This window comes from Ralstonia psammae (assembly GCF_958405935.1).
Classification (GTDB): domain Bacteria; phylum Pseudomonadota; class Gammaproteobacteria; order Burkholderiales; family Burkholderiaceae; genus Ralstonia; species Ralstonia psammae.
Map to the genome: position 1 here is coordinate 29,365 of NZ_CATZBU010000013.1, position 24,723 is coordinate 54,087.

Genomic DNA, 24,723 nt, shown 5'->3' on the forward strand with positions numbered 1-24,723 from the left:
TTGCGCAGGCTGCGACTTGCGGCACGCAGTTCTTCGCCTTGACACGTCGATTGACGGCCACTTTAATGAATCCACACTAAGCGGGTGTTCGGGGAGGTGGCGCGATGAACAAAACAGATCTCATCGACCATGTGGCGACGCAAACTGACATGTCAAAAGCCGCCGCGGGGCGCGCCATCGACGCGCTGATCGACGGTATCAAAGATGCGTTGTGCGAGGGCGGGTCAGTCACGCTGGTCGGCTTCGGCACGTTCCTGGTCGGCAAGCGATCTTCGCGGAATGGGCGCAACCCGCGCACGGGGGCGGCCATCACGATCGAAGGCGGTAAAGTTGCGAAATTCAAACCTGGCAAAGCGCTAAAAGATGCGCTAAACTAGCGGGCTTTGGTGCTCGTGGGTGACAACACGGGCGCCGGACAGTCCGGCTCACGCCGGCAGTACGAACGGGTGCTTAGCTCAGTTGGTAGAGCAGCGCCCTTACAAGGCGCGGGTCGGGAGTTCGAGCCTCTCAGCACCCACCATCGTTCGTATTGCCGCTCACGCGTCGGGTGGTCCGACCCAATCTGGAGCGGTAGTTCAGTCGGTTAGAATACCGGCCTGTCACGCCGGGGGTCGCGGGTTCGAGTCCCGTCCGCTCCGCCAGATTCCTGTACAAAGGCCCGATGCGTTCGGGCCTTTGTCTTTTCAGCGGCGAATGCGTTGCAGGTCCTGCTTGCGCGCTGTGCCGTGATTGTCCGGAATGTCGGCGGCACCTGATAGAATCGTCGGATTTTCCATCTTCCATTCACCTCCGGTCCAGCATGCTTGATTTCGTACGTACGCATCGGCGCTTGATGTTTCTGGTGCTGCTGATTCTGGTGTTCCCGTCGTTTGTGTTCTTCGGTGTGCAGAGCTATTCGAGCTTCATGGACAGCTCGCATGACGCCGCCAAGGTAGACGGCAAGGTCATCTCCACCAACGAAGTCGACGCGCGCGTGCGCGAGCAGACGGAGCGTCTGCGCCAGATGCTGGGTGCGCAATATGATCCGCGCCAGTTCGAAGGTCCGCAGATGCGCCGCGACGTGCTCGACGGCATCATCCAGCAACGCGTGCTGGCCAATGAAGTCGTGCGCGCGAACCTGACGATCTCGAACGAGAAGATTCGCGACACGATCCTGCAGATTCCGGCCGTGGCAGCGCTGCGCAAGCCGGATGGTTCCTTCGATCAGGAAGCCTACGTACGACTGCTGTCTGCGCAGAACATGACGCCCGAGCAATTGGAGGGCAATCTGCGCTTCGAACTTTCGCAGCAACAGATTCCGCAATCGATCGTGTCGTCGGCGTTCGTGCCGAAGTCGCTGGTCGACCGCCTGATCCAGGCACGCGATCAGCAACGCGAAGTGCAGGCGCTGCTGTTCAAGCCGGCCGACTACGCTGCAAAGGTCAATGCAGACGACAAGGCGATTCAAGCGTATTACGACGCGCACCAGGCGGAGTTCTCTGTGCCGGAGCAAGTCAAGGCCGAGTACGTCGTGTTCTCGGGCGAAGACATGATGAAGCAGATTCCGGTCACGCCTGAGCAGATCAAGGAGTACTACGACCAGAACGCTGCGCGCTTCAAGACGCAGGAAGAACGCCGCGCCGCGCACATCCTGATCAAGCTGCCGGACAACGCCAAGCCGGCCGACAAGGAGGCCGCCAAGAAGAAGGCCGAAGAAGTGCTTGCCGAAGTGCGCAAGAGCCCCGCGAGCTTTGCCGAGCTGGCCAAGAAGTACTCGGGCGATCCGGGTTCGGCTGCGCAGGGCGGTGAGCTGGGTTTCCTCGGCAAGGGCGCGACCGTGCCGCCGTTCGAGAACGCGCTGTTTGCCCTCAAGCAGCCGGGTGACATCAGCGACGTGGTCCAAAGCGATTTCGGTTTCCACATCATCAAGCTGGAAGAAGTGAAGGGCGGCGGCGTGCAGCCGTTGGAAGCCGTCAAGCCGGAGCTTGAGCGCGAACTGCGTACGCAACTCGCCAACAAGAAGTATTCGGAGCTGGCTGACGCGTTCTCCAACACGGTGGAAGACCAGTCCGACAGTCTGAAGCCGGTGGCTGACAAGCTCAAGCTGCAGATTCAGACGGCCGACAACGTGACCCGCACGCCGAGCCCGGCGCAGTCCGGCAGCCCCATCGGTAACGACAAGGTGGTCAAGGCCCTGTTTGCCGACGACGTGATCAAAAATCACCGCAATACGGCCGCCATCCAGGTGGGCCCGACCACGCTGGTGGCAGCGCGTGTGGCGGAGTATCGCCCGGCCACGGTCAAGAAGCTGGCCGACGTGCGTGAGCAGGTCAAGGCCAAGGTGATCGCCGAGCAAGCTGCCGCGCTGGCCAAGAAGGCGGGCGAAGAGAAGCTGGCCGCCGTGAAGCAGAGCAACAGTGCTGATGGCTTCAGTGCCGCGCAGACGATCTCACGCCAGCAAGCGCAAGGCACGCCGCCGGTTGCACTGACGGCCATCCTGCGCGCTGATGCGACCAAGCTGCCGGCCACCATCGGCGTCGACCTGGGCGCTCAGGGCTACGCGCTGTATCGCATCAACAAGGTGCTGCCGCCGGCCAATGTGGATGAGGCGCGCCGTGCTGCCGATGCACAGCAACTGGCGCAGGCCGCTGGTCAGACCGAGTTCAATGCCTACTACGAAGCACTGAAGGCGCGTTCGAAGGTGAAGATCAACAGCAACGTGGTTGACACCAGCAAACCTGCCAACACGGCAGAGGATTGATACTGCGCGTTGCAGTTAGCCTGACGAAAAAAGCCCCCTCCGAAACGAGGGGGCTTTTTATTTGCGTATTTCTTTGGGGGGGCTAGTCTAACGGCTTGCCGATGCGCGCGAGGCGCGGCATGTACCAGTGGTCTGGGTCGAACGATAGTGCAACGTGTGAAGCGCGGGCGATCAGGTTCTTGCGCGGTACGAGGCCGAAATAACGCGAGTCTCGGCTGTTGTCGCGGTTGTCGCCCAGCATAAGGTAGTGGTCTTGCGGGACCGAGATGGGGCCGAAGCTGCGCAATGCACGGACTTCCGGCAAGACCATCACGGTGTGCTCGCGGCCGGGCAACGCCTCGGACCAGAGTTCGTGCGGCAGCGTTGCTGTCGCTTGGGGCAGCGTGCCGGGTGCCACGTCTGGCAACGCGGTATAGGTGATGCGCCGGTGATTGATGTAGAGCGCTTCGCCGCGCATTTCAACCACATCGCCAGGCAGACCGATCAATCGCTTGACCAGCTTCGTGCCGTCTTCGGGCGAGGCGAAGACAACGACATCACCCCGTCGGGGCTCGCTGCCGCGCTTGAGCCAGATGGTGGTGGCCGGTACACGCATACCGTAAGCCAACCGGTTCATCAGAATGTAGTCGCCCTCGATGAGGGTGGGGTTCATTGAACCGCTGGGCACGATCGCCCAGTCTGCAATGCAGGCGCGGAAGGCAAAGAGCAACGACATGCCGACCAGGAACCGCTTGTTGTCGCGTGCTGCACGCAGCCCGTTTGCCAGAAGCTTCATGGTGTTCGCCCGTGTGAGATGTAGCCGCCGTGCCCGAGTCAGGAATCCGCGGCGCGGCGGAATCGTCATCTTCCGACCCGCGCCTTGAGAAGAGGTTCCAGTTTGGGCCATACGTTATCCAGCATCGTCGGCTGCGCTGCGGCAATGGGGTGGATGCGATCTTCCTGGAACCAGTCTGGCCGTTGCGCAACGCCTTCGAGCAGAAATGGCACCAGTGGCAATTTGTACTGTTGCGCCAGCTTGCCGAACATGGCGAAGAAGCGTTCGCTGTAATCGGGGCCGTAGTTGGGCGGGATGCGCATGCCCACCAGCAGCACCTTCGCGCCCGCCGCTTGCGAGGCTTCGATCATCGCCTTCATGTTGGCCTCGCTGGAGGCCAGCGAGAGGCCGCGCAGTGCATCGTTGCCGCCAAGTTCGAGAATCACGACTGCGGGTTTTTCGCGTGCCAGCACGGCGGGCAGGCGCGAGCGGCCGCCGGCAGTGGTGTCGCCGCTGATGCTGGCATTGGCGACGCTATAATCGGGCTTCCGTTCTTTGAGGCGCTTGTCGAGCAAGGCGACCCAGCCTGTGCCTTGCGCAAGGCCGTATCCCGCCGACAGACTGTCACCCAGCACCACCACGCGATGCGATGCCGGCGCGCTTTGTGCTGCCGCCGTCTGTGCGAGCGGCAGCATGCCGAACACCGCGCAGCCAAGCGCTGCTACGAGTAACTTCACGCTGCGTCTTCTACTACCTACCAGTCCAATCATGTCGTCTTCCGCTACCTGGGTGATTGAAGTCGATTCGCTGCACAAGACTGTGCGCGATGCCACCGGTGAGTTGCCTATTCTGAGCGATGTTGCTTTCCGTGTGGAAACGGGCGAGACGCTGGCCATCGTTGGCGCTTCGGGCTCGGGCAAATCGACGCTGCTTGGTTTGCTCGCAGGCCTGGACTTGCCGACATCGGGTTCGGTCAAGCTGCTGGGTCATGACCTGTTCAAATTGGATGAAGATGGCCGTGCGGCCGTGCGCGGCAGCCACGTTGGCTTTGTCTTCCAATCGTTCCAGTTGTTGCCGCATTTGACAGCGCTCGAGAACGTGATGTTGCCGCTCGAATTGCAGGGCGATGTGAGTTCCGCCGAGATGCGCCGTCGCGCCACGGTTCTGCTGGAGCGCGTTGGCCTGGGCGCACGGCTGTCGCATTATCCAAAGACGCTGTCGGGTGGCGAGCAGCAGCGCGTGGCCTTGGCACGCGCGTTTGTGACGGAGCCCGACATTCTCTTTGCCGATGAGCCGACCGGCAGTCTCGACACCGCCACGGGCGAGGCCGTTATCGCGCTGATGTTTGAACTCAACCGCAGCGCCGGTTCCACGCTGGTACTGGTGACGCACGACCGCTCCGTCGCGGCGCGTTGCAGCCGTATTCTCACCATCGAAGTGGGGCATCTGATCGGCGACGAGATCGTCACCGAACTCTGAACGTTTGCGTCAGAGTGCGGCTTTGGCGCGGCGGATCAACGCTGCCGTCGATGCATCATGCGCCACAGAGGCGGGGGCACCTTCCAGCTCTGCCTGGATGGGCTTGGCGAGTTTCTTGCCAAGCTCCACGCCCCATTGATCGAACGAGTTGATGTTCCACACTGCGCCTTGCACAAAGGTACGGTGCTCGGCGCAGGCAATGAGCGCGCCGAATGACGCAGCGTCGAGCCGTTCCATCAGGATGGTCGTGCTCGGGCGATTGCCCTCGAACACCATGTGCGGCACCAGTGCTTCGTCGGTGACGCCGCCCGCGCGCACTTCATCGGCGGTGCGGCCAAGCAGCAGCGCCTCGCCCTGCGCGAAGCAATTGGCGAGCAGCTTGGCGTGATGGCCGGGCAGGCTGCGCACGGGCTCCAGCGTGGTGATGAAATCCACCGGCACGATCTGCGAGCCTTGGTGGATCAACTGGAAATACGCATGCTGTCCATTGGTGCCTGCTGTGCCCCAGACGATGGGGCCGGTGTCGGTATCGATGGCCGCCCCGGTGCGCTGGACAGATTTGCCGTTGCTCTCCATCTCCAGTTGTTGCATGAAGTCGGTCAGCAACTCCAGCGGTGCACAGTAGGGCACGGTACAGGCGCTCGCCGCGCCGAAGAAGCTGCGATACCAGACCGACAGCATCCCAAGAATGAGCGGCAGGTTTTCGCGCGGCGCTGCCGTGGCGAAGTGGCGGTCCATTGCGCGCGCACCGTCGAGCATCGCTTCAAACTGCTGCGGCCCGATGGCAAGGACGATCGACAGGCCCACTGCCGACCACAGCGAGAAACGCCCGCCGACCCAATCCCAGAACGTGAACATGTTGTCCGGGTCGATGCCGAACTGGACGACAGCCTCGCGGTTGGTGGAGACGGCGACGAAGTGGTGCTTGAGCTGGTCTTCTGTCACGCCGTGGTCGACAAACCAGCTCCGCATGCTGTGTGCGTTAGCCATCGTTTCCAGCGTGGTGAACGTCTTGGAGCAGACGATGGCGAGCGTGGTGTCCGGGTTCAGGTGGTCGAGCGTTTCGGCCAAGTCCGTGCCGTCGACGTTGGAGACGAAATGCACGCGTACCTGTGGTACGGCCAGATGGTCCAGCGCACGGCACACCATGCGCGGGCCGAGGTCCGACCCGCCGATGCCGATGTTCACCACGTCCGTAATGCGCCGCCCGGTGTGGCCTGTCCATGCGCCGCTATGCACGCGGTTGGCGAAGTCGTGCATCTGGGCGCGCACGCGTAGCACTTCGGGCATGACGGGCTCGCCGTCGGCACGATAATCGTCTTCAGCTTGTCCGCGCAGGGCCAAGTGCAGGACGGAGCGGTGCTCGGTGTTGTTGATGCGGTCGCCGCGCAGCATGGCGTCGCGCAGCGTCAGCACGCCGGCTTCGTCGGCGAGTTGCAGCAGCAGGTTGAGCGTGTCGGGGGTGATGCGGTTTTTTGAGTAGTCGACCGTCAGGCCCGCGGCTTCCAGCGTGAAGGCGCGTACCCGTTCCTCGGCGTCCGGCGCGGCAAACCAGTCGCGCATATGGGTCGCGCGGATCGATTCTGCATGTTGCGTCAGGGACTGCCAGGCGGGTAGGGCTGTGGGCATACGGCGTGATGTGACGTGAGGTTGATGCAGGAAAACGAATGCGCAGTATAACGGCGCTGTATGACGCCTTTCTATCGGCGAACGTCCGACGCCAGCAGGGCGTTGAGTGCGCGCCGTGCCGGCGCGCAAAGCTCGCTTGCGTGCAGGCCGATGGGGCCGATGCCCGCCAGGACAAGATCGTCGGCTGCACGGCCATGCAGCCATACCGCCGCGTGTGCGGCTTCGCGCGCACCCATGCCCTGCGCAAGCAGGGCGCCGATCATGCCGGTCAGCACGTCGCCCGTGCCGCCGGTTGCGAGCCCCCCGTTGCCGGTTGGGTTGATGGCCGGCGCGATGCCAGGCGCCGCGATGACCGTGCCCGAGCCCTTGAGCACGACCACCGTACCCGTGCGATTGACAAGCGCCTTGGCGGCGGCCAATCGATCGTGCTGCACGGTGCGTGCATCGGTATGCAACAGGCGCGCGGCTTCCAGCGGATGCGGCGTCAGCACCAGCGGCACGCCGCTTCCCGCCAGTTGCGTGAGGCGCGCCAGCAAGGCGGGCGTTTTCGCAAAGAGGTTGAGTGCATCGGCGTCAAACACGGCGGGCGTGCGCGCCGACAGCATGCGGTCCAGCAGATGCTCGAGCGCGACTTCCGATTCCTTGCCGCTACCCATGCCGGGACCCACGGCCAGCGCCTGCATGTCGCCCAGATCGAGGGTGCCCCAGGTGTGCAGCATCAATTCCGGTTGCGCGGGGTCGACACGGGGTGCATCGGTGGCAAGCGAGACAACGTGCACCTTGCCCGCGCCCAGATGGAGCGCTCCGCGCGCCGACAGCAGCGGCGCGCCGACCATGCCGGCCGCACCGCCCACGATTGCCGTACTGCCGTACGTGCCCTTGTGGCCGTTATGCCGCCGGCGGGGCACGTGCGCGAGCCAGCGTGACGGCGTGTTCACGAATGCGTCGGCTTCAATCACCCCGTCATAAGCGGCCTGCGCGGCTTGCAGGTCGGCCAGCGCAATGTCCCCGGCGGCATCGCGGCCTTCGCCCGTCAGCAAGCCCGGTTTGACGGCGAGGAACGTGATGGTGGCGCGCGCCTGGATGATGGGCGAAGTTGGGCCGGGAGGCTGGCCCGTATCGCCGTTCAGCCCCGAGGGAATGTCCAGCGCATACACCGGCAAGCTGCTGGCGTTGAGGGTCTCGACCAGCGCCGCATACAACCCTGTCAGCGGCCGGGCGAGCCCGACGCCAAACAGCCCGTCCACGATGGCGGCGGTGGCAGCCGGCACCGAAGCTGCAGCGTGCAGATGTTCGATGGGGACATTGGCCGCACAAGCCTCTGTCCAGGCGCGGCGCGCGTCGTCGGGTAGCTTGGCAGGGTCTGCCGCAAGCCACACGGTGACGGCGCGGCCGGCCAGATGCAGCACCGTCGCCGCAACCAGTGCATCACCACCGTTGTTGCCTGGGCCGGCAACGACCAGCACGTGCCCATGTGGCGCGCGCGTCTGTAGCCAATCGGCGGCGCCTTCGCCGGCCCGCGCCATCAGGGTGAAGGGTTCGAGGGATCGGTACGCAGCCGCTTCCAGCGCGCGGATGCCGGCCGTGCCGAAGAGCAAGTCGGCGCCGTGGTGCGCGGCCAGGGCGCCGTCGATCAGGATTTCGCGCCAGGTAGGGTGTGAGGACATGGCAACTACGCTTTCAACAGTGCAGACATGACGATCTATTCTCTTACAATAGCCCGCGTTTCCGGTCCTTTCCCAGCCCGTTGCAATGTCCAAATCGCCGACCACCCCGAAAGCTGATCTGCCGCAATCCGCAGCCAATGAGGACGCAGGGAAGGGCGGCCCGATCGTGTCTTCGTCACACCTGGTGTCGGCACGCAGCCCGGAGCTGTCGGAGTTCGAGTTCGCGCTCAACACCGCCTACAACGCCTACAACCGCTGGTGCGTGCGCTGCATGGCCGCCGCGGGCGTGCGCGACCTGACCTTCCTCGATGTGCTGGTAGTACACCACGTCAACCACCGCGGCCGCGCCAAGCGCCTGGCCGACATCTGCTTCGTGCTGAACGTGGAAGACACCCACCTCGTTACGTATTCCCTCAAGAAGCTGCAGGGGATGGATCTGGTGGAAGGCACGCGCAACGGCAAGGAAGTCACTTACACCACCACCGCGGCCGGCGAAAAGGCCTGCGCCCGCTACCGCGAGATCCGCGAACAGTGCCTGACCAGCAATATTTCGCCCGGCGGCGAGGAAAATGCCGAGATTGGCGAGCTGGCGCGCCTGCTGCGCGTGCTGACGGGCCTGTACGAGCAGGCGGCACGGTCCGCCACGTCGCTGTAAAACGGGCGTTTTCGGTCAGTTCCGGCCGAGGCGGGCGTATTTCCGGCCGATTTGAGGGTCGGTAAGACGGGCCGGGCAAGGTACAATAGCGGTTTTCCCGCGCACGCCGGGAAACCCCTCCTTCCAGCTACTGCCTGCCTTGCCCACCATGGCGCATTTCTCGTGCTTTCCCGGCGCTCTCGCGCTGTCCGCCTTCCGCCAGCAACGCCTGCTTTCCACCCTCAAGCGTATCGATCCGGACATCGATGCCGTCAGTGCCCAATACCTGCATTTCGTGGCCGCCGACACGCCGCTGTCGGCCGATGAGTCTGCCCGTGTGCAAGCGCTGCTGACCTACGGTTCGCCCGCCCCGGCCGATGTCGAGGGCGACCGCTTTGTGGTCATCCCGCGCTTCGGCACGATCTCGCCGTGGGCCAGCAAGGCGACCGAAATCGCCCGCCACTGCGCGCTGCCGCAAATCCACCGCATCGAGCGCGGCGTGGAGTTCACCGTCACGTGCAAGAAGGGCCTCATCCGCAGCCTGACCGGTGCTGCCAAGCACCTGGACGACGCCACCCGCGCCGCCGTGGCCGAACATCTGCACGACCGCATGACGGAAACCGTGATCGACTCGCGCGAAGCCGGTTACGGCCTGTTCGACGTGCTGCCCGCCAAGGCGCTGCGTTTCGTTGATCTGGGCAGCGGAGACGTCGCCGCCGGCCAGCGCGCACTGCAAGCGGCCAACGTCGAGATGGGCCTGGCCCTGTCCGACGATGAAATCGACTACCTGGTCGACGCCTACCGCAAGCTCCAACGCAACCCGACCGACGTCGAGTTGATGATGTTCGCGCAGGCCAACAGCGAGCACTGCCGTCACAAGATCTTCAACGCCGACTGGACCATCGACGGCCAGACGCAGGACAAGTCGCTCTTCGCGATGATCCGCAATACGCACCAACTCGCGCCGCAGGGCACGATCGTCGCGTATTCGGACAACGCCGCCGTAATGGAAGGTGGCATGGCCGAGCGCTGGTTCCCGCATGCGGGCACGGAAGGCGAGACGGGCGCGCCGCAATACGGTCGCCGCGAAGCGCTCACGCACACGCTGATGAAGGTCGAGACGCACAACCACCCGACGGCCATCTCGCCGTTCCCGGGTGCGTCAACGGGCGCGGGTGGTGAAATTCGCGACGAAGGCGCAACCGGGCGCGGCGCCAAGCCCAAGGCGGGCCTGACCGGCTTCACCGTGTCGAACCTGTTGCTGCCGGAAGCCGTGCAATCGTGGGAGAACGCGCGCGACACGGCCCAGCCCGTGGCACACCGCAACCCGAATGAAGCCGCACCGGGCCCCGTCGGCAAGCCGGATCGCATCGCCTCGCCGCTGCAGATCATGATCGAAGGCCCGATCGGCGGCGCTGCGTTCAACAACGAATTTGGCCGGCCCAATCTGGGCGGCTACTTCCGCGTCTACGAGCAGAACGTGGGCGGCACCGTGCGCGGCTATCACAAGCCGATCATGATCGCCGGCGGCATCGGCAATATCGACGCCGGCCACACGCACAAACACGGCCTGCCTGCCGGTACGCTGCTGATCCAGCTGGGCGGCCCCGGCATGCGCATCGGCATGGGCGGCGGCGCTGCCAGCTCGATGGCCACCGGCACCAATACCGCTGACCTGGACTTCGACTCCGTCCAGCGCGGCAACCCCGAAATGCAGCGCCGCGCGCAGGAAGTCATCAACGCGTGCTGGGCGCTCGGCGAAGACAACCCGATCCTGTCGATCCACGACGTGGGCGCGGGCGGCATCTCCAACGCCTTCCCGGAAATCGTGGACGGCGCCGAGAAGGGCGCGCGCTTCGACCTGCGCCAGGTGCATCTGGAAGAGTCGGGGCTCTCCCCGGCGGAAATCTGGTGCAACGAATCGCAAGAGCGCTACACGCTGGCGATTGCCCCGGGCGATTTCCCGCGCTTCCAGGCCATGTGCGAGCGCGAGCGCGCGCCGTTCTCGGTAGTCGGTTTCGCCACCGATGAACAGCAACTGCAAGTGGTCGACAGCGACACCGCGGCCGACGTCCCCGAGCACTTCCCGGTCAACATGCCGATGGACGTGCTGCTCGGCAAGCCGCCGCGCATGCACCGCGACGTGCGCCGCATCGCGCAGGAACTGCCGGAAGTCGATGTCACCGGCCTGGACCTGGAAGTCGTCGCACGCGACGTGCTGCGCCACCCGACCGTTGCCAGCAAGTCGTTCCTGATCACCATTGGCGATCGCACCGTTGGCGGCCTGAACACGCGCGACCAGATGGTCGGCCCCTGGCAGGTGCCCGTGGCCGACGTGGCCGTCACCACGCTCGACTTCAAGGGCTACGCCGGCGAGGCCATGACGATGGGCGAGCGCACCCCGCTGGCCGTCATCAACGCGCCCGCATCGGGCCGCATGGCCATCGGCGAGTCCATCACGAACATCGCCGCCGCGCCGATCGACTCGCTCACGCAACTCAAGCTGTCGGCCAATTGGATGGCCGCGTGCGGCGTGAATGGCGAGGACGCCCGCCTGTACGACACCGTCAAGGCCGTCGGCATGGAACTGTGCCCCGCACTGGGCATCAGCATTCCGGTGGGCAAGGATTCGCTGTCGATGCGGACCAAGTGGGAAGACGAGGAGGGTGGGAAAACTCGCGCGAAGGAAGTCGTCGCGCCGGTGTCGCTCATCGTCTCGGCGTTCGCGCCGGTGACGGACGTGCGCAAGACCCTCACGCCGCAGCTCAAGCAGGTCGAATCGGTCAATGCACCGGCCGACACCACGCTGATCCTGATCGACCTGGGCCGCGGCAAGAACCGCATGGGCGGCAGCATCCTGGCGCAGGTCACGGAGCAGATCGGCAACAGCGTGCCCGACGTGGACGACGCCGAAGACCTCAAGCGCTTCTTCGCCGCCATCCAGCAACTGAACGCGAGCGGTTCGCTGCTGGCGTATCACGACCGCTCGGACGGCGGTCTGTGGGCGACCGTCTGCGAAATGGCCTTTGCCGGACACTGCGGTGTGTCGATCAATGTCGACATGCTCACGCTCGACGGCGCGCATGAATCCGACTACGGCGACGCCAAGAACTGGGCGCAGCAAGTCTCCGGCCGCCGTGCCGACCTGACGCTGCGCGCGCTGTTTGCCGAAGAACTCGGCGCCGTCATTCAAGTGCCGCTGGCGCAGCGCGACGCTGTGTTCGCAGTGCTGCGCGAGCACGGCCTGGCTGGCTGCAGCCACGTGATCGGCGCGCCCAACGCCAACGACCATATCGAAATCTGGCGCGACGCCAAGAAGGTGTTCAGCGCGTCGCGCATCGAATTGCAACGCACCTGGACGGACGTCTCCTGGCGCATCGCCAGCCTGCGCGACAACCCCGAGTGCACGCAGAGCGAGTACGACCGCATCCTCGACGCCGAAGACCCGGGCATCTCGCCCAAGCTCACGTTCGACATTGCGCAAGACGTGGCCGCCCCGTTCATCGCCACGGGAGCCCGACCGCGCATGGCGATCCTGCGCGAGCAAGGCGTGAACTCGCAGATCGAAATGGCCTACGCGATGGACAAGGCCGGCTTCGACACCTACGACGTCCACATGAGCGACCTGCTGGCCGGCCGCACGAACCTCGCCAGCTTCAAGGGCTTTGTCGCCTGCGGCGGGTTCAGCTACGGCGACGTGCTGGGCGCGGGTGAGGGCTGGGCGAAGACGATCCTCTTCAACAGCATGCTCGCCGAGCAGTTTGCAGCGTTCTTCAACCGCACCGATTCGATTGCGCTGGGTGTGTGCAACGGCTGCCAGATGATGGCGAACCTTGCGCCGATCATCCCGGGCGCGGGCGCATGGCCGAAGTTCACGCGCAACCAGTCGGAGCAGTACGAAGGCCGTCTGGTGACCGTGCAGGTGGAAGCGTCCCCGTCGATCTTCTACGCGGGCATGGAAGGCAGCCGCATCCCCATCGTTGTCGCGCACGGTGAAGGCTATGCCGACTTCTCGCAGCAAGGCGACATCGGCAAGGTGGCCGTCGGCCTGCGCTACGTCGACAACCGCGGCGAAGTCACGCAGACGTACCCGCTGAATCCGAACGGCTCGCCGCAGGGCATTGCTTCGGTGACGACGCACGACGGCCGCTTCACGGCACTGATGCCGCACCCGGAACGCGTGTTCCGCGCCGTGCAGATGAGCTGGCATCCGAAGGAATGGGAAGCCGCCGGCGACGGCAGCAGCCCGTGGATGCGGATGTTCCGTAATGCGCGGAAGTGGATGGGCTGACCTGTCTGCCGCAGCACTGCAAGAACGCGCCGGGGCGACTCGGCGCGTTTTTTTTTCGCCCTTGGTCAGGGCGACGGACCCCGCACATCACGCCCTACCGATGGCCTGGGCAATATTTCCTAGGCAGGTGTTATATTTCGCGCGCATGCGCCCCGGCTCTATAAGCCGAAAAAACTCCATCCACCGGACGGCGCGCCAGAGAACGACAACACAAAAACGGGTCACTCGCGCCACGGTCCTGTCTTCCAACGATCAGCGCCCGACCCATGGGTCTATGCAACGAGGGGATCAACATGAACCGGGTCTATCGGCTGGTCTGGAGCCGCGATTTGCGCGCTCCGCAAGTGGTATCCGAATGTACAAAGGCGTCGCACGGGGGCGTTGACGCCAGCCACGACACGGCGCACGCGCGTCGGCGCACGTCCATCATTTCCATTGGCGTATCGCTCGGCCTGGCCGGCGCGGCGCTCCCGAGCTGGGCTGCGACGTGCTCGCCCAGTACGATCGCAGCTTGCAGTGCCGCGGGGGGAAACGGCATCCCGAACCGCAGCGGTAATGGCGGCAGTGGCAATGGCGGTGGCGGCGGTTCGTCCGCGCTGGGCGGCGGTGGCGCTACGGTGCAGGTTCCGGGCGGTGCAACGTCGGGCGGGACGGGCGGCACCGGGGCCATGAACGACAGTGACCAGGGCGGCCCGGGCGGGGTGGCCGGCGCGGTAGTCGCCGGTGATATCGTCATCAACGGGAACGTGCAGGGCGGTTCAGGCCAAGCGTTCGACGGATTCAACTTCGCTGGCGGCGCCGGTGGCGGTGGCGCTGGTGTGTATTCCACGGGGACCAGCGTCACTGTCAACAACGGAGTGACCGTGCAGGGCGGCACGGGCGGAATTGGGGGGGCCGGCACATCGGGACCGGCCTCCAACGGCGGGGGCGGCGGCGGGGGCGGCGCAGCCTTGGTGATGGTGACGCCGGCTGCCGACGTGACCAACCAAGGCACACTGGTTGGCGGCAACGGCGGTAACGGGGGCGGAGGCGGTAACCCGGGTGGCGGCGGTGGCGGTGGCGATGGGTTGCTGACCTTGGGCTCGGGCTCTCAGGTGACCAACATTGGGACGATCGTGGGCGGTGTAGGCGGCGCTGCCGGTGGCGGTGGCAGCACGGCCGGGGCCAGCGGTGCGGGCGTCAATCTGGCCGGCGGGTTCAACGTGCTGAGCAACTTCGGCACCATCACGGGCGGCGCGGGCAATGGTGGCGCCGCAGGCGCGGGTGTCATTGCCAATGGCGATGTCATCGTCAATGGCGGCACCATCAGCGGCGGGCTGTTCAGCGATGGCGTGACGCGTGCGGCGGCCATCCGGTTCAACGGGACGAACAACACACTGCAACTGGTGACGGGTTCCAACATCATCGGCAACCTTGATGTGGCCGCGGGGGCAGCGGCCAAGATCACCTCCGGCAGTGCAGGTCTCACGCTGTCCAACAACGTCACGCTGGGCGACGCCACGTCGCGCGTCACGCTTGATTCGACCACGACGAATCTCGTGGTGTCAGGCGTCATATCGGGCGCGGGCAGCGTGGGTGTGAGCGGCAATCGAACGATCACCCTCACGGGCAACAACACCTATACAGGTGATACCACCATCAACGCCGGCACGCTGCAGATCGGCAGCGGCGGGACCACCGGCTCGGTGGCGGGCAACATCGTCAACAACGGCACACTGGCCTTCAATCGCAGTGATGCGGTGACGTATGCCGGCACCATCAGCGGCTCGGGCAATCTGGTGCAGGCGGGGGCTGGCACGTTGACCATCTCGGGCACCGCCGGCTATGCCGGCAGCACGGCCATCAACGCCGGCACGCTTGCGTTGTCGGGCGCCGGCAGCATTGCCGCATCCAGCGGCGTCGTCAACAACGGCACGTTCGATATCTCGGCGACAACTTCCGGGGCCACCATCAATGCGCTGACGGGCACGGGCACCGTCGCCCTGGGCGGACAGACGCTGACGCTGGCCAATGCCGCCGGCACGTTCAGCGGCGTCATTGGGGGTGCGGGTGGCCTCACGGTTGCGGGTGGCGCGCAAACGCTGTCGGGGGCGAGCGTATTTACCGGCGCAACGACCATCAACGCGGGCACGCTTGCGTTGACCGGCGCGGGCAGCATTGCGACCTCCGGCGGTGTCGTCAACAACGGCACCCTCGACATCTCGGGCACGACCTCCGGCGCCACCATCAACACATTGACTGGCACGGGGACTGTCGCCCTGGGCGGACGCACGCTCACCCTGGCGAATGCAGTCGGCACCTTCAGCGGCGCGATCGGCGGGACGGGCGCGCTCACGGTAGCCGGTGGCGCGCAAACGCTGTCGGCGGTCAATGGATTTACTGGTGCGACAACCATCAACGCGGGCACGCTCGCGCTGTCCGGCGTCGGCAGCATTGCGGCTTCCAGCGGCGTGGTGAACAACGGCACCTTCGACATCTCCGGGACGACTTCAGGCGCCACCGTCAACGCACTGACCGGTACGGGCGCAGTCGCCCTGGGCAGCCGGACGCTTACGCTAGCCAATGCCTCGGGCACGTTCAGCGGTGCAATCAGCGGCACCGGGGGCCTCACGGTGAGCGGCGGTACGCAAACGCTGTCCGGCGTGAACACCTATAGCGGTGCAACGACGATCAACGCCGGCACGCTGGCGTTGTCGGGCGCAGGCCGCCTGGCGTCAGGCACGACAGTCGCGCTCACGGGGGCAAGTTCGGCACTCGATCTGTCCGCCGGCGGCAACCAAACGGTGGCGCATCTTTCAGGCGTGGCGGGTAGCCGCGTGGGGCTGAACGGCAGCGCACTTACGCTGGCTGACGATTCCTCCCAAACCTTCAGCGGCAGCCTGAGCGGCAACGGGTCGTTGATCAAGCAGGGCGCGGGCACGCTTACGCTCAACGGTGCCAGCAGCGCCTTCTCTGGTACGACGACGGTGGCGGGCGGCACCCTGGCGGTTGGCGATGCGGCGAATGCCAGCGCGTTGCTCGGCGGCAATGTCCTGGTCAACGCGCTGGGCACGCTGCGCGGCCATGGCACGGTGTCGGGCGACGTGAGCAGCAGCGGGGTGGTTGCGCCTGGCGGCTCCATCGGCACGCTCTCCGTGGGTGGCAACTACACGCAAAGCTCGGGCGGGACGCTCGCCATCGAGGTCAGCCCGACGGACGCATCGCAACTGCGCGTGGGCGGCGCCGCGACGCTCGGCGGTTCGCTGGCCATTGTGTTCGATCCCGGCACCTATACCGCGCGCCGCTACACCGTGCTGAGCGCGGCCAATGGCATTACGGGCCGCTTCGCAAACGTCAGTACGGCAACGGCAGGGGCCAACCTGGGCACGTTGCAGTCGTCGGTAGATTACGGAACGAACGCGGTCGACCTGCTGCTTGCCGAAGCAACGGGGCCTGGCGCCCCCGGCGGCACGACCGTGGTGGCACCGACCAAGACCTCCATCTACACGGCGCTTGGCACGACAGCGTTGCTGCAGGCGCAGGGCGCGAGTTCGGCGCTGCTCGCTCGCTTGTCCGAGCCACAAGATGCCTTGGGTGGCTCCAACGACGTGTGGATCGCTGCCAGCGGCTCCAGCACCAAGGTGGGCGGGACGGGGAATGCGCCGGGCTTCCTCACGCACGCCTATGGGTTCCTCGCAGGTGCAGAGGGCCGCCTTGGCGCCGCCACCGTGGGCGCGGCTGGCGGCTATACGCACACCACGCTCGGCGAAGACACCACCGGGGCCTCGGGCGCCATCGACACGCTGCGTGTGGCGCTGTACGGGGCGCAGCCGATGGGCGCCGTCAACCTGTCGGCCACGGTGGGCTACGGGCTTGATTTCTTCTCGCAGAAGCGGCCGTTTGGCAGCGTGGGTACCGCGGAGGGCGACCACCTTGCGCACGAGTTCACCGCCGCAACGCAGGCCAGCCTGCCGATGGAGGCGGGCGGTATCCGGCTCGCACCCCATGTAGGCCTGCGGTATGCCTATGTACGAGGCAGCGGCTTTGGCGAGAACGGCGCCAACGGCCAGAACCTGCAAGTCGGCCCCGACAGCGCGCGCAGCCTCCAGCCTTACGTGGGTGTCACGCTCGACAAGGCCTTTGGCGATGCCATGCGCCCCGTCAACGTGCAGCTTCGCGTGGGCTATGCACACGAGCTGATGAACGCCGGCCGTGTCGTCCAGGTACAGAGCCAGGATGGCACCGTCTTTGCCGCCCCCGGCACCGACCTGCCGCGCTCGTTCCTGACCACCGGTGCAAGCGTCACACTCCAGGCCGCCAAGGCGACCACGGTGTCCTTGGGTATCGATGCCACCCTCAATACGAGCCATGTGTCTGCGCAGTCCGCGTATGTGCGGATCAACCACAGGTTCTGACGGAGGGGGGGGCGTGCCGACGGGCACGCCGAACCGATCGACGAACGACGCGCCGGGGCAACCCGGCGCGTTTTTTCTTGTGCACGCGGCGCGCCACGCGCCTGACTGGCATGTTGACCTGCATCAATGGCAAGAACGAGATCGCGCCTAGATTTCCGTAGAGAGGGGCTGTAGAGCGCCACACGCCTACAGAGCGCGGGACGCATTCTTGGAGACCCAAATGAACACGATTCGCACACTCGCTTCCACGCTCGTCGTGGCGGGTCTAACAGTGGCTGCGGCGGGCATCCACGCGCAAACGCTGGAAAAGATCGCCGCGACAGACAAGATCACGGTGGGTTATCGTGAAGCGGCGGTTCCGTTCAGCTACTTGCTGGCCCCGAACAAGGCCGTCGGATTTTCCGTCGATCTGACGCACGCCATCGTCGACGACGTGCGTGCCCGGTTGAAGAAGCCGTCGCTGCAGGTCGACTACATTCCGGTGACGGGCACGAATCGGATTCCGCTGCTGGTCAACGGCACCTACGATCTGGAATGCGGATCGACCACCAATACCAGCGCGCGCGGCAAGGAGGTGGCCTTCTCAATCAACTTCTTCTACGCGGGCACGCGTCTCTTGACCAAGCGCGATTCGGGCATCAAGAACTACCCGGACTTGGCGGGCAAGACAGTCGCCAGCACGGCTGGCAGCACGAACGAGAAGGTGCTCAAGAAGTTCGCCGTCGACCACAACATCGACGTCCAGATCATTTCCGGCAAGGACTATGCGGATGCGCTGCAACTGGTCGAAACCGGCCGTGCGTCGGCATTGGCGTTGGATGACGTGCTGCTGTATGGCCTGCGTGCCAATTCGGCGAACCCGGCGGCGCTCGAAATCGTGGGAGAAACCCTGCAGGTCGAGCCTTACGCCTGCATGGTTCGCAAGGACGACCGTGCCTTCAAGCGGCTGGTGGATGCAACCATCACGCGCCTCATGAAATCCGGCGAGTTCACGGCGCTGTACAAAAAATGGTTCGCGTCGCCCATCCCGCCGGCCGGCGCAAACCTGGACATGCCGATGAGCGACGCGCTGCGCGCCAACCTGAAAAAACGCAGCGACAAGCCGGCGTTGTGATCGCACTCGCTATCGACCAAACCTTTCGACGACACCGCGCCATAACGCTTCCCGCTCAGCGCCCAGGTGCGCGCCGCTCGCATCGCCGGCCGCGTCCTGGCCCACCGCAAGATGGACCATGGTGAGCCTGGATTGCGGGTCTACGTAGATTGCCTGCCCATGGATGCCGAGCAGCACGAACCGCCGCGCTTGTCCCGGCAGGAGCCAGACCTGGTAGCCGTACCCGTAGTAGCGGTTGCCGTGATACGACATCTGCCCGGGGCGGAACGGATCGGGCTGGCGCGCTGCGTCGGTCATGTCGAGCAGGAACTCACGCGGCACGACTGACCGGCCTTGCACCACGCCATCGTTGGCAAGCATGGACCCGAGGCGCGCGTAGTCCCGCGCCGTCGCATTGAAGCCGCCTTGGGCAAACGCCGATCCGTCGGATTGGCGCAGGAGGTAGGTCGCCTTGGCTTCGGCCCCCATCGGCTTCCATAGCTTGTCGTCAACGAAGTCGCACAGGCTGCGGTGCGTCGCCGCCTGCAGCGCCAGCGCCAACACTTCGGTTTGCGCGCCCGCATAGTTGAAGCGTGTGCCCGGCGCATCGGCGCGCTCGTTGACCTGGGCCGCTGCCGCGAGCACGCCTTGCTTTGCTGCCGTCTTGAGAAAGCGTGCCCGGTCGTCGGTCGGGGTGTAGTCCTCGACGTACTTCGCACCGGAGGCCATGCGTAGCAGATCGACGATGCGTGTTCCACCGTACAGGGTGCCCGCAAGCTCGGGCACATATTGGTCCACACGGTCATCCAGCGAGCGTAGGCTTCCATCCTCCAGCGCCTTGCCGATGGCCAGTGCAACCAGCGTCTTGGCCATCGAGTTGGACAGCATGCGCATGTCTTGCGTGCGGTCGTAGCCGTAATGCTCGGCCAGGATGACGCCGTCCTGAATGATCAGCACAGCGGTCGCGCGCTGATGCTCCATGTAGTCGGCCAGCGTGTACTCACGATTGCGGAAGCGATACCGAACATCCGGCTCCTTTTCTGCAGTCTTGAGGGGTGCCGGTTTGTCGGCCGGCGCCAGGTCGCAAGACGGCGAGATGCGGTCCATGCCGCTGAAGGCCCCCACGATGTACTGCGCCTCGTGGATGCGTGCCGCGCTGGGCGCAAGCGGATAGCCTTGTGCCTTGCCCAGTCGATCTTCATCGGGAGAGGCAAAGGCGACGCCGCAAGCGAGCAGCGCGCACATCGCACAGTGTTGGAGAGCGTTCATTGGCTGGGTCGGGGTGAGGTTGCTGACGGCGGCAAGCCGTGAGACTACACCGGCCGCAAGGCGGACCGCCTACGCATTCGTGCCCAGCGGTTCCAGATACGGCCCCAGCAACTCGCTCATCCAGTTCATGAACACCTGCATCCGCACCGGCAAATTCCGCCGGTTCGGGTACACCAGTGACACCGGCATCGGCAGCGGCCGGAAGTCGGGCATCACCTCCACCAGCGTACCGTCCGCAATGGCGGACGACAGCCCCGCATACACGGGCGCCTGGATCATCCCGAGCCCCGCGCGGCACGCTGCGTCGTAGCTCTCGGCAGAACTGACAGTCACCGCGCCCTTCATCGGCCGGAATGCGGAGCGGCCATCGACCGCGTATTCCCACCCGGGCGATTTCGTCCCCAGCGTCTGCACGTAATGGACGATGCGATGGCGGTCGAGGTCTTCGAGCGTCTTTGGCATGCCATGGCGCGCGATATAGCTGGGGCTCGCACAGTTGACCTGATGCAACTGGCCGAGCGGACGCGCGATGAGGCTGCTGTCGGTCAGGTTGCCGATGCGCAGCACGCAGTCGAAGCCTTCACGCACGGGGTCGACGCGGCGGTCCGTGCTGGAGAGTTCGATTTCCAGTTCGGGATGCGCATCCAGCAGCGCCGGCAGGGCAGGTATGACGATGCGGCGTGCCACTCCCACCGGCATGTCAACGCGCAGACGGCCGCGCAGTGCTTGCGGGCTCTGGCGGAACATCGTCTGCAGCTCGTCCATGTCCGCCAGCAGGTCTTGGCAGCGCTCATAGAAGGTCTGGCCGTCCTGGGTGAGCTGTACCTTGCGGGTGGTCCGGTGCAGCAGGCGCGTGCCCAGCATCGTTTCCAGTTGCTGCACCGCGACCGAGGCGGCCGGCTTGGGAATGCTCAGGGCTTCCGCCGCACGCGTGAAGCTGGCAAGTTCGGCCACGCGCACAAAAATCTGCATGGCTTCGAGTCGGTTGGTGGACATGGCGCGGGTAGGGCTGATTGTTATCTGTATGCAAACAGAGAGATACGATACGCGAGATTTATTCTATTGGAATCGCTCAATACCATGCTCTCACGGTGTTCGACACCCTTAACCCAACCGGAGAGCAACATGACGCAACCCCACACCCCCATCGCGATCGTCACCGGCGGCAGCCGCGGCCTTGGCAAGAACATGGTCCAGAAGCTGGCCCAGCGCGGCACCGACGTGATCTTCACCTACCGCAGCAACCGTGCTGAGGCCGATGCGCTCGTGGCCGAGCTGGCCGCACAGGGCCGCCGTGCCGTCGCCTTGCAGCTCGACGCCGGCAAGATCGCCACGTTCCCCGCTTTTTCCGACGCCGTGCGCGGCGTGCTGATGCAATGGAAGGCCGAGCGCTTCGATTACCTCGTCAACAACGCCGGCGTTGGCGTGCATGCCTCGGTGGCCGAAACCACCGAAGCCCAGTTCGATGAACTGATGAACGTGCACTTCAAGGGCGTGTTCTTTCTCACGCAGATCCTGCTACCGCTCATGGCGGACGGCGGGCGCATCGTCAATATCTCGTCGGGGCTGGCGCGCTTTGCGTTGCCCGGCTACGGCGCGTATGCGGCGATGAAGGGGGCGATCGAAGTGCTGACCAAGTACCTGGCCAAGGAACTCGGCCCGCGCGGCATTGCCGTGAACGTGGTGGCGCCGGGCGCCATCGAGACCGACTTCGGCGGCGGTGCCGTGCGAGACAACGCCAACCTGAATGCGATGGTGGCCTCCAATACTGCGCTCGGCCGTGCTGGTGTGCCGGACGACATCGGCGGCGTGGTCGCCTCGCTGCTGTCGCCGGACAACCGCTGGATCAACGCCCAGCGCATTGAGGCGTCGGGTGGGATGTTCCTGTAAGCCACGTGAAGCGAGGTACGAGGGGTCGATAGCGGCGCGCTACGCTCAGAGAGTCGCGCGCCAGCGTCCGACTGTCGCGCCCGACGGTTTGATGCTCGCTAGGTTCACTGTCCAACCGTCGCGACCGACAGTCTCAGACTCAACCGAGAGCATCGGAAGCTCACGCTCGACGCTCTGACAGCGACGTTCGACAGTCCGAGGCTCAAGCGCGAGCGTTGGAGGCTCATCATCGACCCGCTGACAGTCGTGTCCGAGCGTTCGAGGCTCGCGAGCCAATGTCGGAGCGTCGCATTCGACAGTTTTACACCCGGCTTCCACAGTCCGAGGCTCGAGCGCGAGCGTTGGAGGCTCATGTTCGACGCTTTGACGCTGGCACGCGGCCCTGCTAGCACCGCACACGACAGTCAGGCCGCCATCAAAGCCCGTGACATCGCCTTGCACACGCATGCGGCAGATACGTCCGCCGCCCCCGCGCCTAGATGGTGTGGCCGTTCCTTGCCCTATGCGACGCCTTGAATTTCTGTTGCAAGGAGGAAAAAGAGGGGAGGCTTGTCTGAGCGCAGCGAGTTTGCCTCCCCTCCCTCCTTGCAACAGAAATTCAAGGAATCTTTCGCCGCATCGGGCGCGCTTTTCTTTGCTTACTTTCTTTGGCAAGACAAAGAAAGTGAGTCAGCCCCGGCAGGGGATGAAACAGGGGTGGACCAACAAGCCCCCACCCCAGCAAAGCGCAACACGCAATCTCAAGCCACCGCCTTAGCCGCAGCCCGCCCCCGCAACCACTCAAACGTCAGCAGCAGACACGTCGAAAACACGATCAGAATCGTCGCCAGCGCAGCGATGGTCGGCGAGATGTTCTCGCGAATACCGGTAAACATCTGGCGCGGCAGCGTGACCTGATCCGCCCCGGCCAGGAAGAGCGTCACCACCACTTCATCAAACGATGTGGCAAACGCGAACAGCGCGCCGGAGATCACGCCCGGCGCAATCACGGGCAGGGTGATGCGGAAGAACGTCATGACAGGGTTCGCACCCAGCGACAGGCTCGCCCGCACCAGGTTGTGGTTGAAACCCTGCAGCGTCGCCAGCACCGTCGTCACCACAAACGGCACGCCGAGTGCCGCATGCGCGAGGATCAGCCCGATATACGTGTTGGCCAGCCCCAGCGGCGCAAAGAACAGATACATGCCCACGCCGACCACCACCACCGGCACGATCATCGGCGACACCAGCACCGCCATCAGCAGGCCCTTGCCACGGAAGTCCGCCTTGTTCAGGCCGATGGCGGCCAGCGTGCCGAGCACCGTTGCCACGATCGTGGCTGCGGGCGCGACGATGAAGCTGTTCTTGGCCGCCATGCGCCATTCGTCAGACGTGACGAGGTTCTGGTACCAGCGCAGCGAATAGCTCGGAATCGGGTACGAGAGGAACGTGCTTGACGAGAACGACAGCGGCACGATCACCAGCACCGGCAGCACGAGGTACAGCAGCGTCAGCACGGCCAGGCCGCGCAGTGCGAAGTACCAGATGCGCTCGATGAGCGAGGTGTGCGGGGCGAACATCGGTTTGGCGAGTTTCATTGTCGATGTGCTCCGTTAGCCGACGCGAACCTTGGGCCGCGTGAAGCGCCCGTACACGGCGTAAAGCACCAGCGTGGCCAGCAAGAGCAGCGCACCCAGCGCGCACGCCATGCCCCAGTTGATGGTGACGTTGGTGAAGTAGGCCACGTAGTAGCTGACCATCTGGTCGTTCGGCCCGCCGAGCAGCGCGGGGGTGATGTAGTAGCCGAGTGCCAGGATGAACACCAGCAAAGCGCCGGCGCCGATGCCCGGATACGTCTGCGGCACGTACACGCGCCAGAACGCGGCAAACGGATGGCTGCCCAGCGACACGGCCGCGCGCTGGTACGTGGGCGGGATCGACTTCATCACGCTGTACAGCGGCAGGATCATGAACGGCAGCAGGATGTGCGTCATCGAGATGTACACGCCCACACGGTTGAACAGCAGCGCGAGCGGCTCCTTGATGATGCCGAGGTCCATCAGGCCGTGGTTGATCAGGCCCTCGGTCTGCAGCAGCACGATCCACGCCGCCACGCGCACGAGGATGGACGTCCAGAACGGGATCAGCACCATCACCATGACCAGGTTGGCGCGACGCTCCGGCAGCGAGGCAATCCAATACGACAGCGGATAGCCGAGCAGCAGTGCGAACACGGTCACCATCGCGCTGATGACGAAGGTGCGCATGAACACCGTCACGTAGATCTGCTCGTCGGGGTCGGTGGCTTCGATATGGCCGAAGGCATCTTGCCGGTGGTCCAGCGCAGCCAGCAGATAGAACGGCGACGTGCGGCTGCTGTTCTTCGCAATGGCCTGCCAGTAGGCGACGTCGCCCCAGCGCTCGTCGACTTCGAGCAGCTTGGCGCGGGTCTGGCCGGGCGTCAGCGCGAGCGGCTTGCCCTGCTCATCGGCCAGGGGCATGGCGCGCGCTGTCTTGGCCACCAGCGAGCGGAAGCCCGGGATTTCGGTATTGAGGCGGCGGGCCAAGGCGCCCATCGCTTCGCCTTCGCTCACGGCGGTCAGGTCTGCGGCCAATGCCACGTAAGCGGTGTCGGCGGGAGGCGTCTTGCGGTCCCAGTTCTTGAGCGCGGCCCCCGTCTTGGGCAGTGCGTCGGCCACCTCGGGGTTCTGCACGGCGCGCGTGAGCAGGGCGCCGATCGGCACGACAAAGATGAGCAGCAGGAAGATGGCGAGCGGTGCCACCAGCGCCAGCGCCATGGCACGCCTGCGCGCCTCAGCGCTCTTCAATTCGCGTTTGAGTTTGGCCGTCGATTCAGGAACCGATTCAGCCGCGATTGTCATGGTGTTCAATGCTGCCTCGCCA

At 65.0% G+C, this 24,723-nt stretch carries 16 protein-coding genes and 2 tRNA genes; 10 read left to right on the forward strand and 8 right to left on the reverse strand.

Going from position 1 to position 24,723, the window contains the following annotated elements:
- Window positions 1–104 precede the first annotated feature (104 nt).
- The 4 genes from R2N16_RS20525 (at window position 105) to R2N16_RS20540 (ending at window position 2,740) form a co-directional block, all read left to right on the forward strand.
- Window positions 105–377 carry an HU family DNA-binding protein gene (locus R2N16_RS20525; protein WP_004627009.1) on the forward strand — a complete coding sequence of 91 codons (273 nt, stop codon included), beginning with the start codon at window positions 105–107 and terminating at the stop codon, window positions 375–377.
- Window positions 378–444: 67 nt separating this feature from the next.
- Window positions 445–520: transfer RNA gene (locus R2N16_RS20530), tRNA-Val, on the forward strand.
- Between the two features lie 44 nt (window positions 521–564).
- A tRNA-Asp gene (locus R2N16_RS20535) sits at window positions 565–641 on the forward strand.
- 158 nt (window positions 642–799) lie between these two features.
- Window positions 800–2,740, forward strand: a complete 1,941-nt coding sequence (locus R2N16_RS20540; protein ID WP_316668055.1) for a SurA N-terminal domain-containing protein — start codon at window positions 800–802, stop codon at window positions 2,738–2,740.
- A gap of 82 nt (window positions 2,741–2,822) precedes the next feature.
- Here the strand turns inward: R2N16_RS20540 and lepB are convergent, their stop codons facing one another.
- Together lepB and R2N16_RS20550 are read right to left on the reverse strand one after the other, a co-directional pair.
- The gene (gene lepB / locus R2N16_RS20545; protein WP_316668057.1) at window positions 2,823–3,515 is read right to left on the reverse strand and encodes a signal peptidase I; all 693 of its coding nucleotides are present in this window, start codon (window positions 3,513–3,515) and stop codon (window positions 2,823–2,825) included.
- Between the two features lie 65 nt (window positions 3,516–3,580).
- The gene (locus R2N16_RS20550) at window positions 3,581–4,189 is read right to left on the reverse strand and encodes an arylesterase (RefSeq protein ID WP_316668274.1); all 609 of its coding nucleotides are present in this window, start codon (window positions 4,187–4,189) and stop codon (window positions 3,581–3,583) included.
- 73 nt (window positions 4,190–4,262) lie between these two features.
- Between R2N16_RS20550 and R2N16_RS20555 the strand changes: the two genes are divergently transcribed.
- Entirely contained in the window at window positions 4,263–4,973 is a 711-nt protein-coding gene (locus R2N16_RS20555) for an ABC transporter ATP-binding protein (protein ID WP_316668059.1), read from the forward strand.
- A 9-nt stretch (window positions 4,974–4,982) separates the two neighbouring features.
- On the opposite strand, the gene pgi is transcribed toward R2N16_RS20555, so the two are convergent.
- Together pgi and R2N16_RS20565 are read right to left on the reverse strand one after the other, a co-directional pair.
- Window positions 4,983–6,602: a glucose-6-phosphate isomerase gene (gene pgi, locus R2N16_RS20560; RefSeq protein WP_316668061.1), complete on the reverse strand. Its 1,620-nt coding sequence runs from the start codon at window positions 6,600–6,602 to the stop codon at window positions 4,983–4,985.
- A gap of 71 nt (window positions 6,603–6,673) precedes the next feature.
- Window positions 6,674–8,269, reverse strand: a complete 1,596-nt coding sequence (locus R2N16_RS20565) for an NAD(P)H-hydrate dehydratase (protein ID WP_316668063.1) — start codon at window positions 8,267–8,269, stop codon at window positions 6,674–6,676.
- A gap of 85 nt (window positions 8,270–8,354) precedes the next feature.
- On the opposite strand from R2N16_RS20565, the gene R2N16_RS20570 reads away from it, so the two are divergent.
- From R2N16_RS20570 to R2N16_RS20585, 4 genes are all read left to right on the forward strand, one after another.
- On the forward strand, window positions 8,355–8,924 hold the full coding sequence (locus R2N16_RS20570) for a winged helix DNA-binding protein (RefSeq protein WP_316668065.1): 570 nt from the start codon (window positions 8,355–8,357) through the stop codon (window positions 8,922–8,924).
- Window positions 8,925–9,072: 148 nt separating this feature from the next.
- Window positions 9,073–13,194 carry a phosphoribosylformylglycinamidine synthase gene (gene purL, locus R2N16_RS20575; RefSeq protein ID WP_316668067.1) on the forward strand — a complete coding sequence of 1,374 codons (4,122 nt, stop codon included), beginning with the start codon at window positions 9,073–9,075 and terminating at the stop codon, window positions 13,192–13,194.
- A 293-nt stretch (window positions 13,195–13,487) separates the two neighbouring features.
- Window positions 13,488–17,588: an autotransporter domain-containing protein gene (locus R2N16_RS20580; RefSeq protein WP_316668069.1), complete on the forward strand. Its 4,101-nt coding sequence runs from the start codon at window positions 13,488–13,490 to the stop codon at window positions 17,586–17,588.
- Window positions 17,589–17,808: 220 nt separating this feature from the next.
- A complete protein-coding gene (locus R2N16_RS20585) occupies window positions 17,809–18,702 on the forward strand; it encodes a transporter substrate-binding domain-containing protein (RefSeq protein ID WP_316668071.1) in 894 nt (297 codons plus the stop codon).
- 9 nt (window positions 18,703–18,711) lie between these two features.
- Here the strand turns inward: R2N16_RS20585 and R2N16_RS20590 are convergent, their stop codons facing one another.
- Window positions 18,712–19,950, reverse strand: a complete 1,239-nt coding sequence (locus R2N16_RS20590; protein WP_316668075.1) for a serine hydrolase domain-containing protein — start codon at window positions 19,948–19,950, stop codon at window positions 18,712–18,714.
- A gap of 69 nt (window positions 19,951–20,019) precedes the next feature.
- Complete coding sequence (locus R2N16_RS20595; protein WP_316668077.1) at window positions 20,020–20,946, reverse strand: LysR family transcriptional regulator; 927 nt, start codon at window positions 20,944–20,946, stop codon at window positions 20,020–20,022.
- 129 nt (window positions 20,947–21,075) lie between these two features.
- Here R2N16_RS20595 and R2N16_RS20600 point away from each other — a divergent pair, with 129 nt between their 5' ends.
- Window positions 21,076–21,840: an SDR family NAD(P)-dependent oxidoreductase gene (locus tag R2N16_RS20600; RefSeq protein ID WP_316668079.1), complete on the forward strand. Its 765-nt coding sequence runs from the start codon at window positions 21,076–21,078 to the stop codon at window positions 21,838–21,840.
- A gap of 740 nt (window positions 21,841–22,580) precedes the next feature.
- Here R2N16_RS20600 and R2N16_RS20605 read toward each other — a convergent pair.
- Together R2N16_RS20605 and R2N16_RS20610 are read right to left on the reverse strand one after the other, a co-directional pair.
- Window positions 22,581–23,417: an ABC transporter permease gene (locus tag R2N16_RS20605; RefSeq protein ID WP_012762038.1), complete on the reverse strand. Its 837-nt coding sequence runs from the start codon at window positions 23,415–23,417 to the stop codon at window positions 22,581–22,583.
- Window positions 23,418–23,432: 15 nt separating this feature from the next.
- Window positions 23,433–24,701 carry an ABC transporter permease gene (locus R2N16_RS20610; protein ID WP_316668082.1) on the reverse strand — a complete coding sequence of 423 codons (1,269 nt, stop codon included), beginning with the start codon at window positions 24,699–24,701 and terminating at the stop codon, window positions 23,433–23,435.
- Window positions 24,702–24,723: the final 22 nt, after the last annotated feature.

What these genes read in the sequence shown, in the direction of transcription:
- R2N16_RS20595 (WP_316668077.1), bottom strand. Translation starts at nt 20,946, where the DNA reads ATGTCCACCAACCGACTCGAAGCCATGCAGATTTTTGTGCGCGTGGCC.
- R2N16_RS20610 (WP_316668082.1), bottom strand. Translation starts at nt 24,701, where the DNA reads ATGACAATCGCGGCTGAATCGGTTCCTGAATCGACGGCCAAACTCAAA.
- lepB (WP_316668057.1), bottom strand. Translation starts at nt 3,515, where the DNA reads ATGAAGCTTCTGGCAAACGGGCTGCGTGCAGCACGCGACAACAAGCGG.
- purL (WP_316668067.1), top strand. Translation starts at nt 9,073, where the DNA reads ATGGCGCATTTCTCGTGCTTTCCCGGCGCTCTCGCGCTGTCCGCCTTC.
- R2N16_RS20605 (WP_012762038.1), bottom strand. Translation starts at nt 23,417, where the DNA reads ATGAAACTCGCCAAACCGATGTTCGCCCCGCACACCTCGCTCATCGAG.
- pgi (WP_316668061.1), bottom strand. Translation starts at nt 6,602, where the DNA reads ATGCCCACAGCCCTACCCGCCTGGCAGTCCCTGACGCAACATGCAGAA.
- R2N16_RS20590 (WP_316668075.1), bottom strand. Translation starts at nt 19,950, where the DNA reads ATGAACGCTCTCCAACACTGTGCGATGTGCGCGCTGCTCGCTTGCGGC.
- R2N16_RS20525 (WP_004627009.1), top strand. Translation starts at nt 105, where the DNA reads ATGAACAAAACAGATCTCATCGACCATGTGGCGACGCAAACTGACATG.
- R2N16_RS20570 (WP_316668065.1), top strand. Translation starts at nt 8,355, where the DNA reads ATGTCCAAATCGCCGACCACCCCGAAAGCTGATCTGCCGCAATCCGCA.
- R2N16_RS20550 (WP_316668274.1), bottom strand. Translation starts at nt 4,189, where the DNA reads ATGCTGCCGCTCGCACAGACGGCGGCAGCACAAAGCGCGCCGGCATCG.
- R2N16_RS20540 (WP_316668055.1), top strand. Translation starts at nt 800, where the DNA reads ATGCTTGATTTCGTACGTACGCATCGGCGCTTGATGTTTCTGGTGCTG.
- R2N16_RS20580 (WP_316668069.1), top strand. Translation starts at nt 13,488, where the DNA reads ATGAACCGGGTCTATCGGCTGGTCTGGAGCCGCGATTTGCGCGCTCCG.
- R2N16_RS20565 (WP_316668063.1), bottom strand. Translation starts at nt 8,269, where the DNA reads ATGTCCTCACACCCTACCTGGCGCGAAATCCTGATCGACGGCGCCCTG.
- R2N16_RS20555 (WP_316668059.1), top strand. Translation starts at nt 4,263, where the DNA reads ATGTCGTCTTCCGCTACCTGGGTGATTGAAGTCGATTCGCTGCACAAG.
- R2N16_RS20600 (WP_316668079.1), top strand. Translation starts at nt 21,076, where the DNA reads ATGACGCAACCCCACACCCCCATCGCGATCGTCACCGGCGGCAGCCGC.
- R2N16_RS20585 (WP_316668071.1), top strand. Translation starts at nt 17,809, where the DNA reads ATGAACACGATTCGCACACTCGCTTCCACGCTCGTCGTGGCGGGTCTA.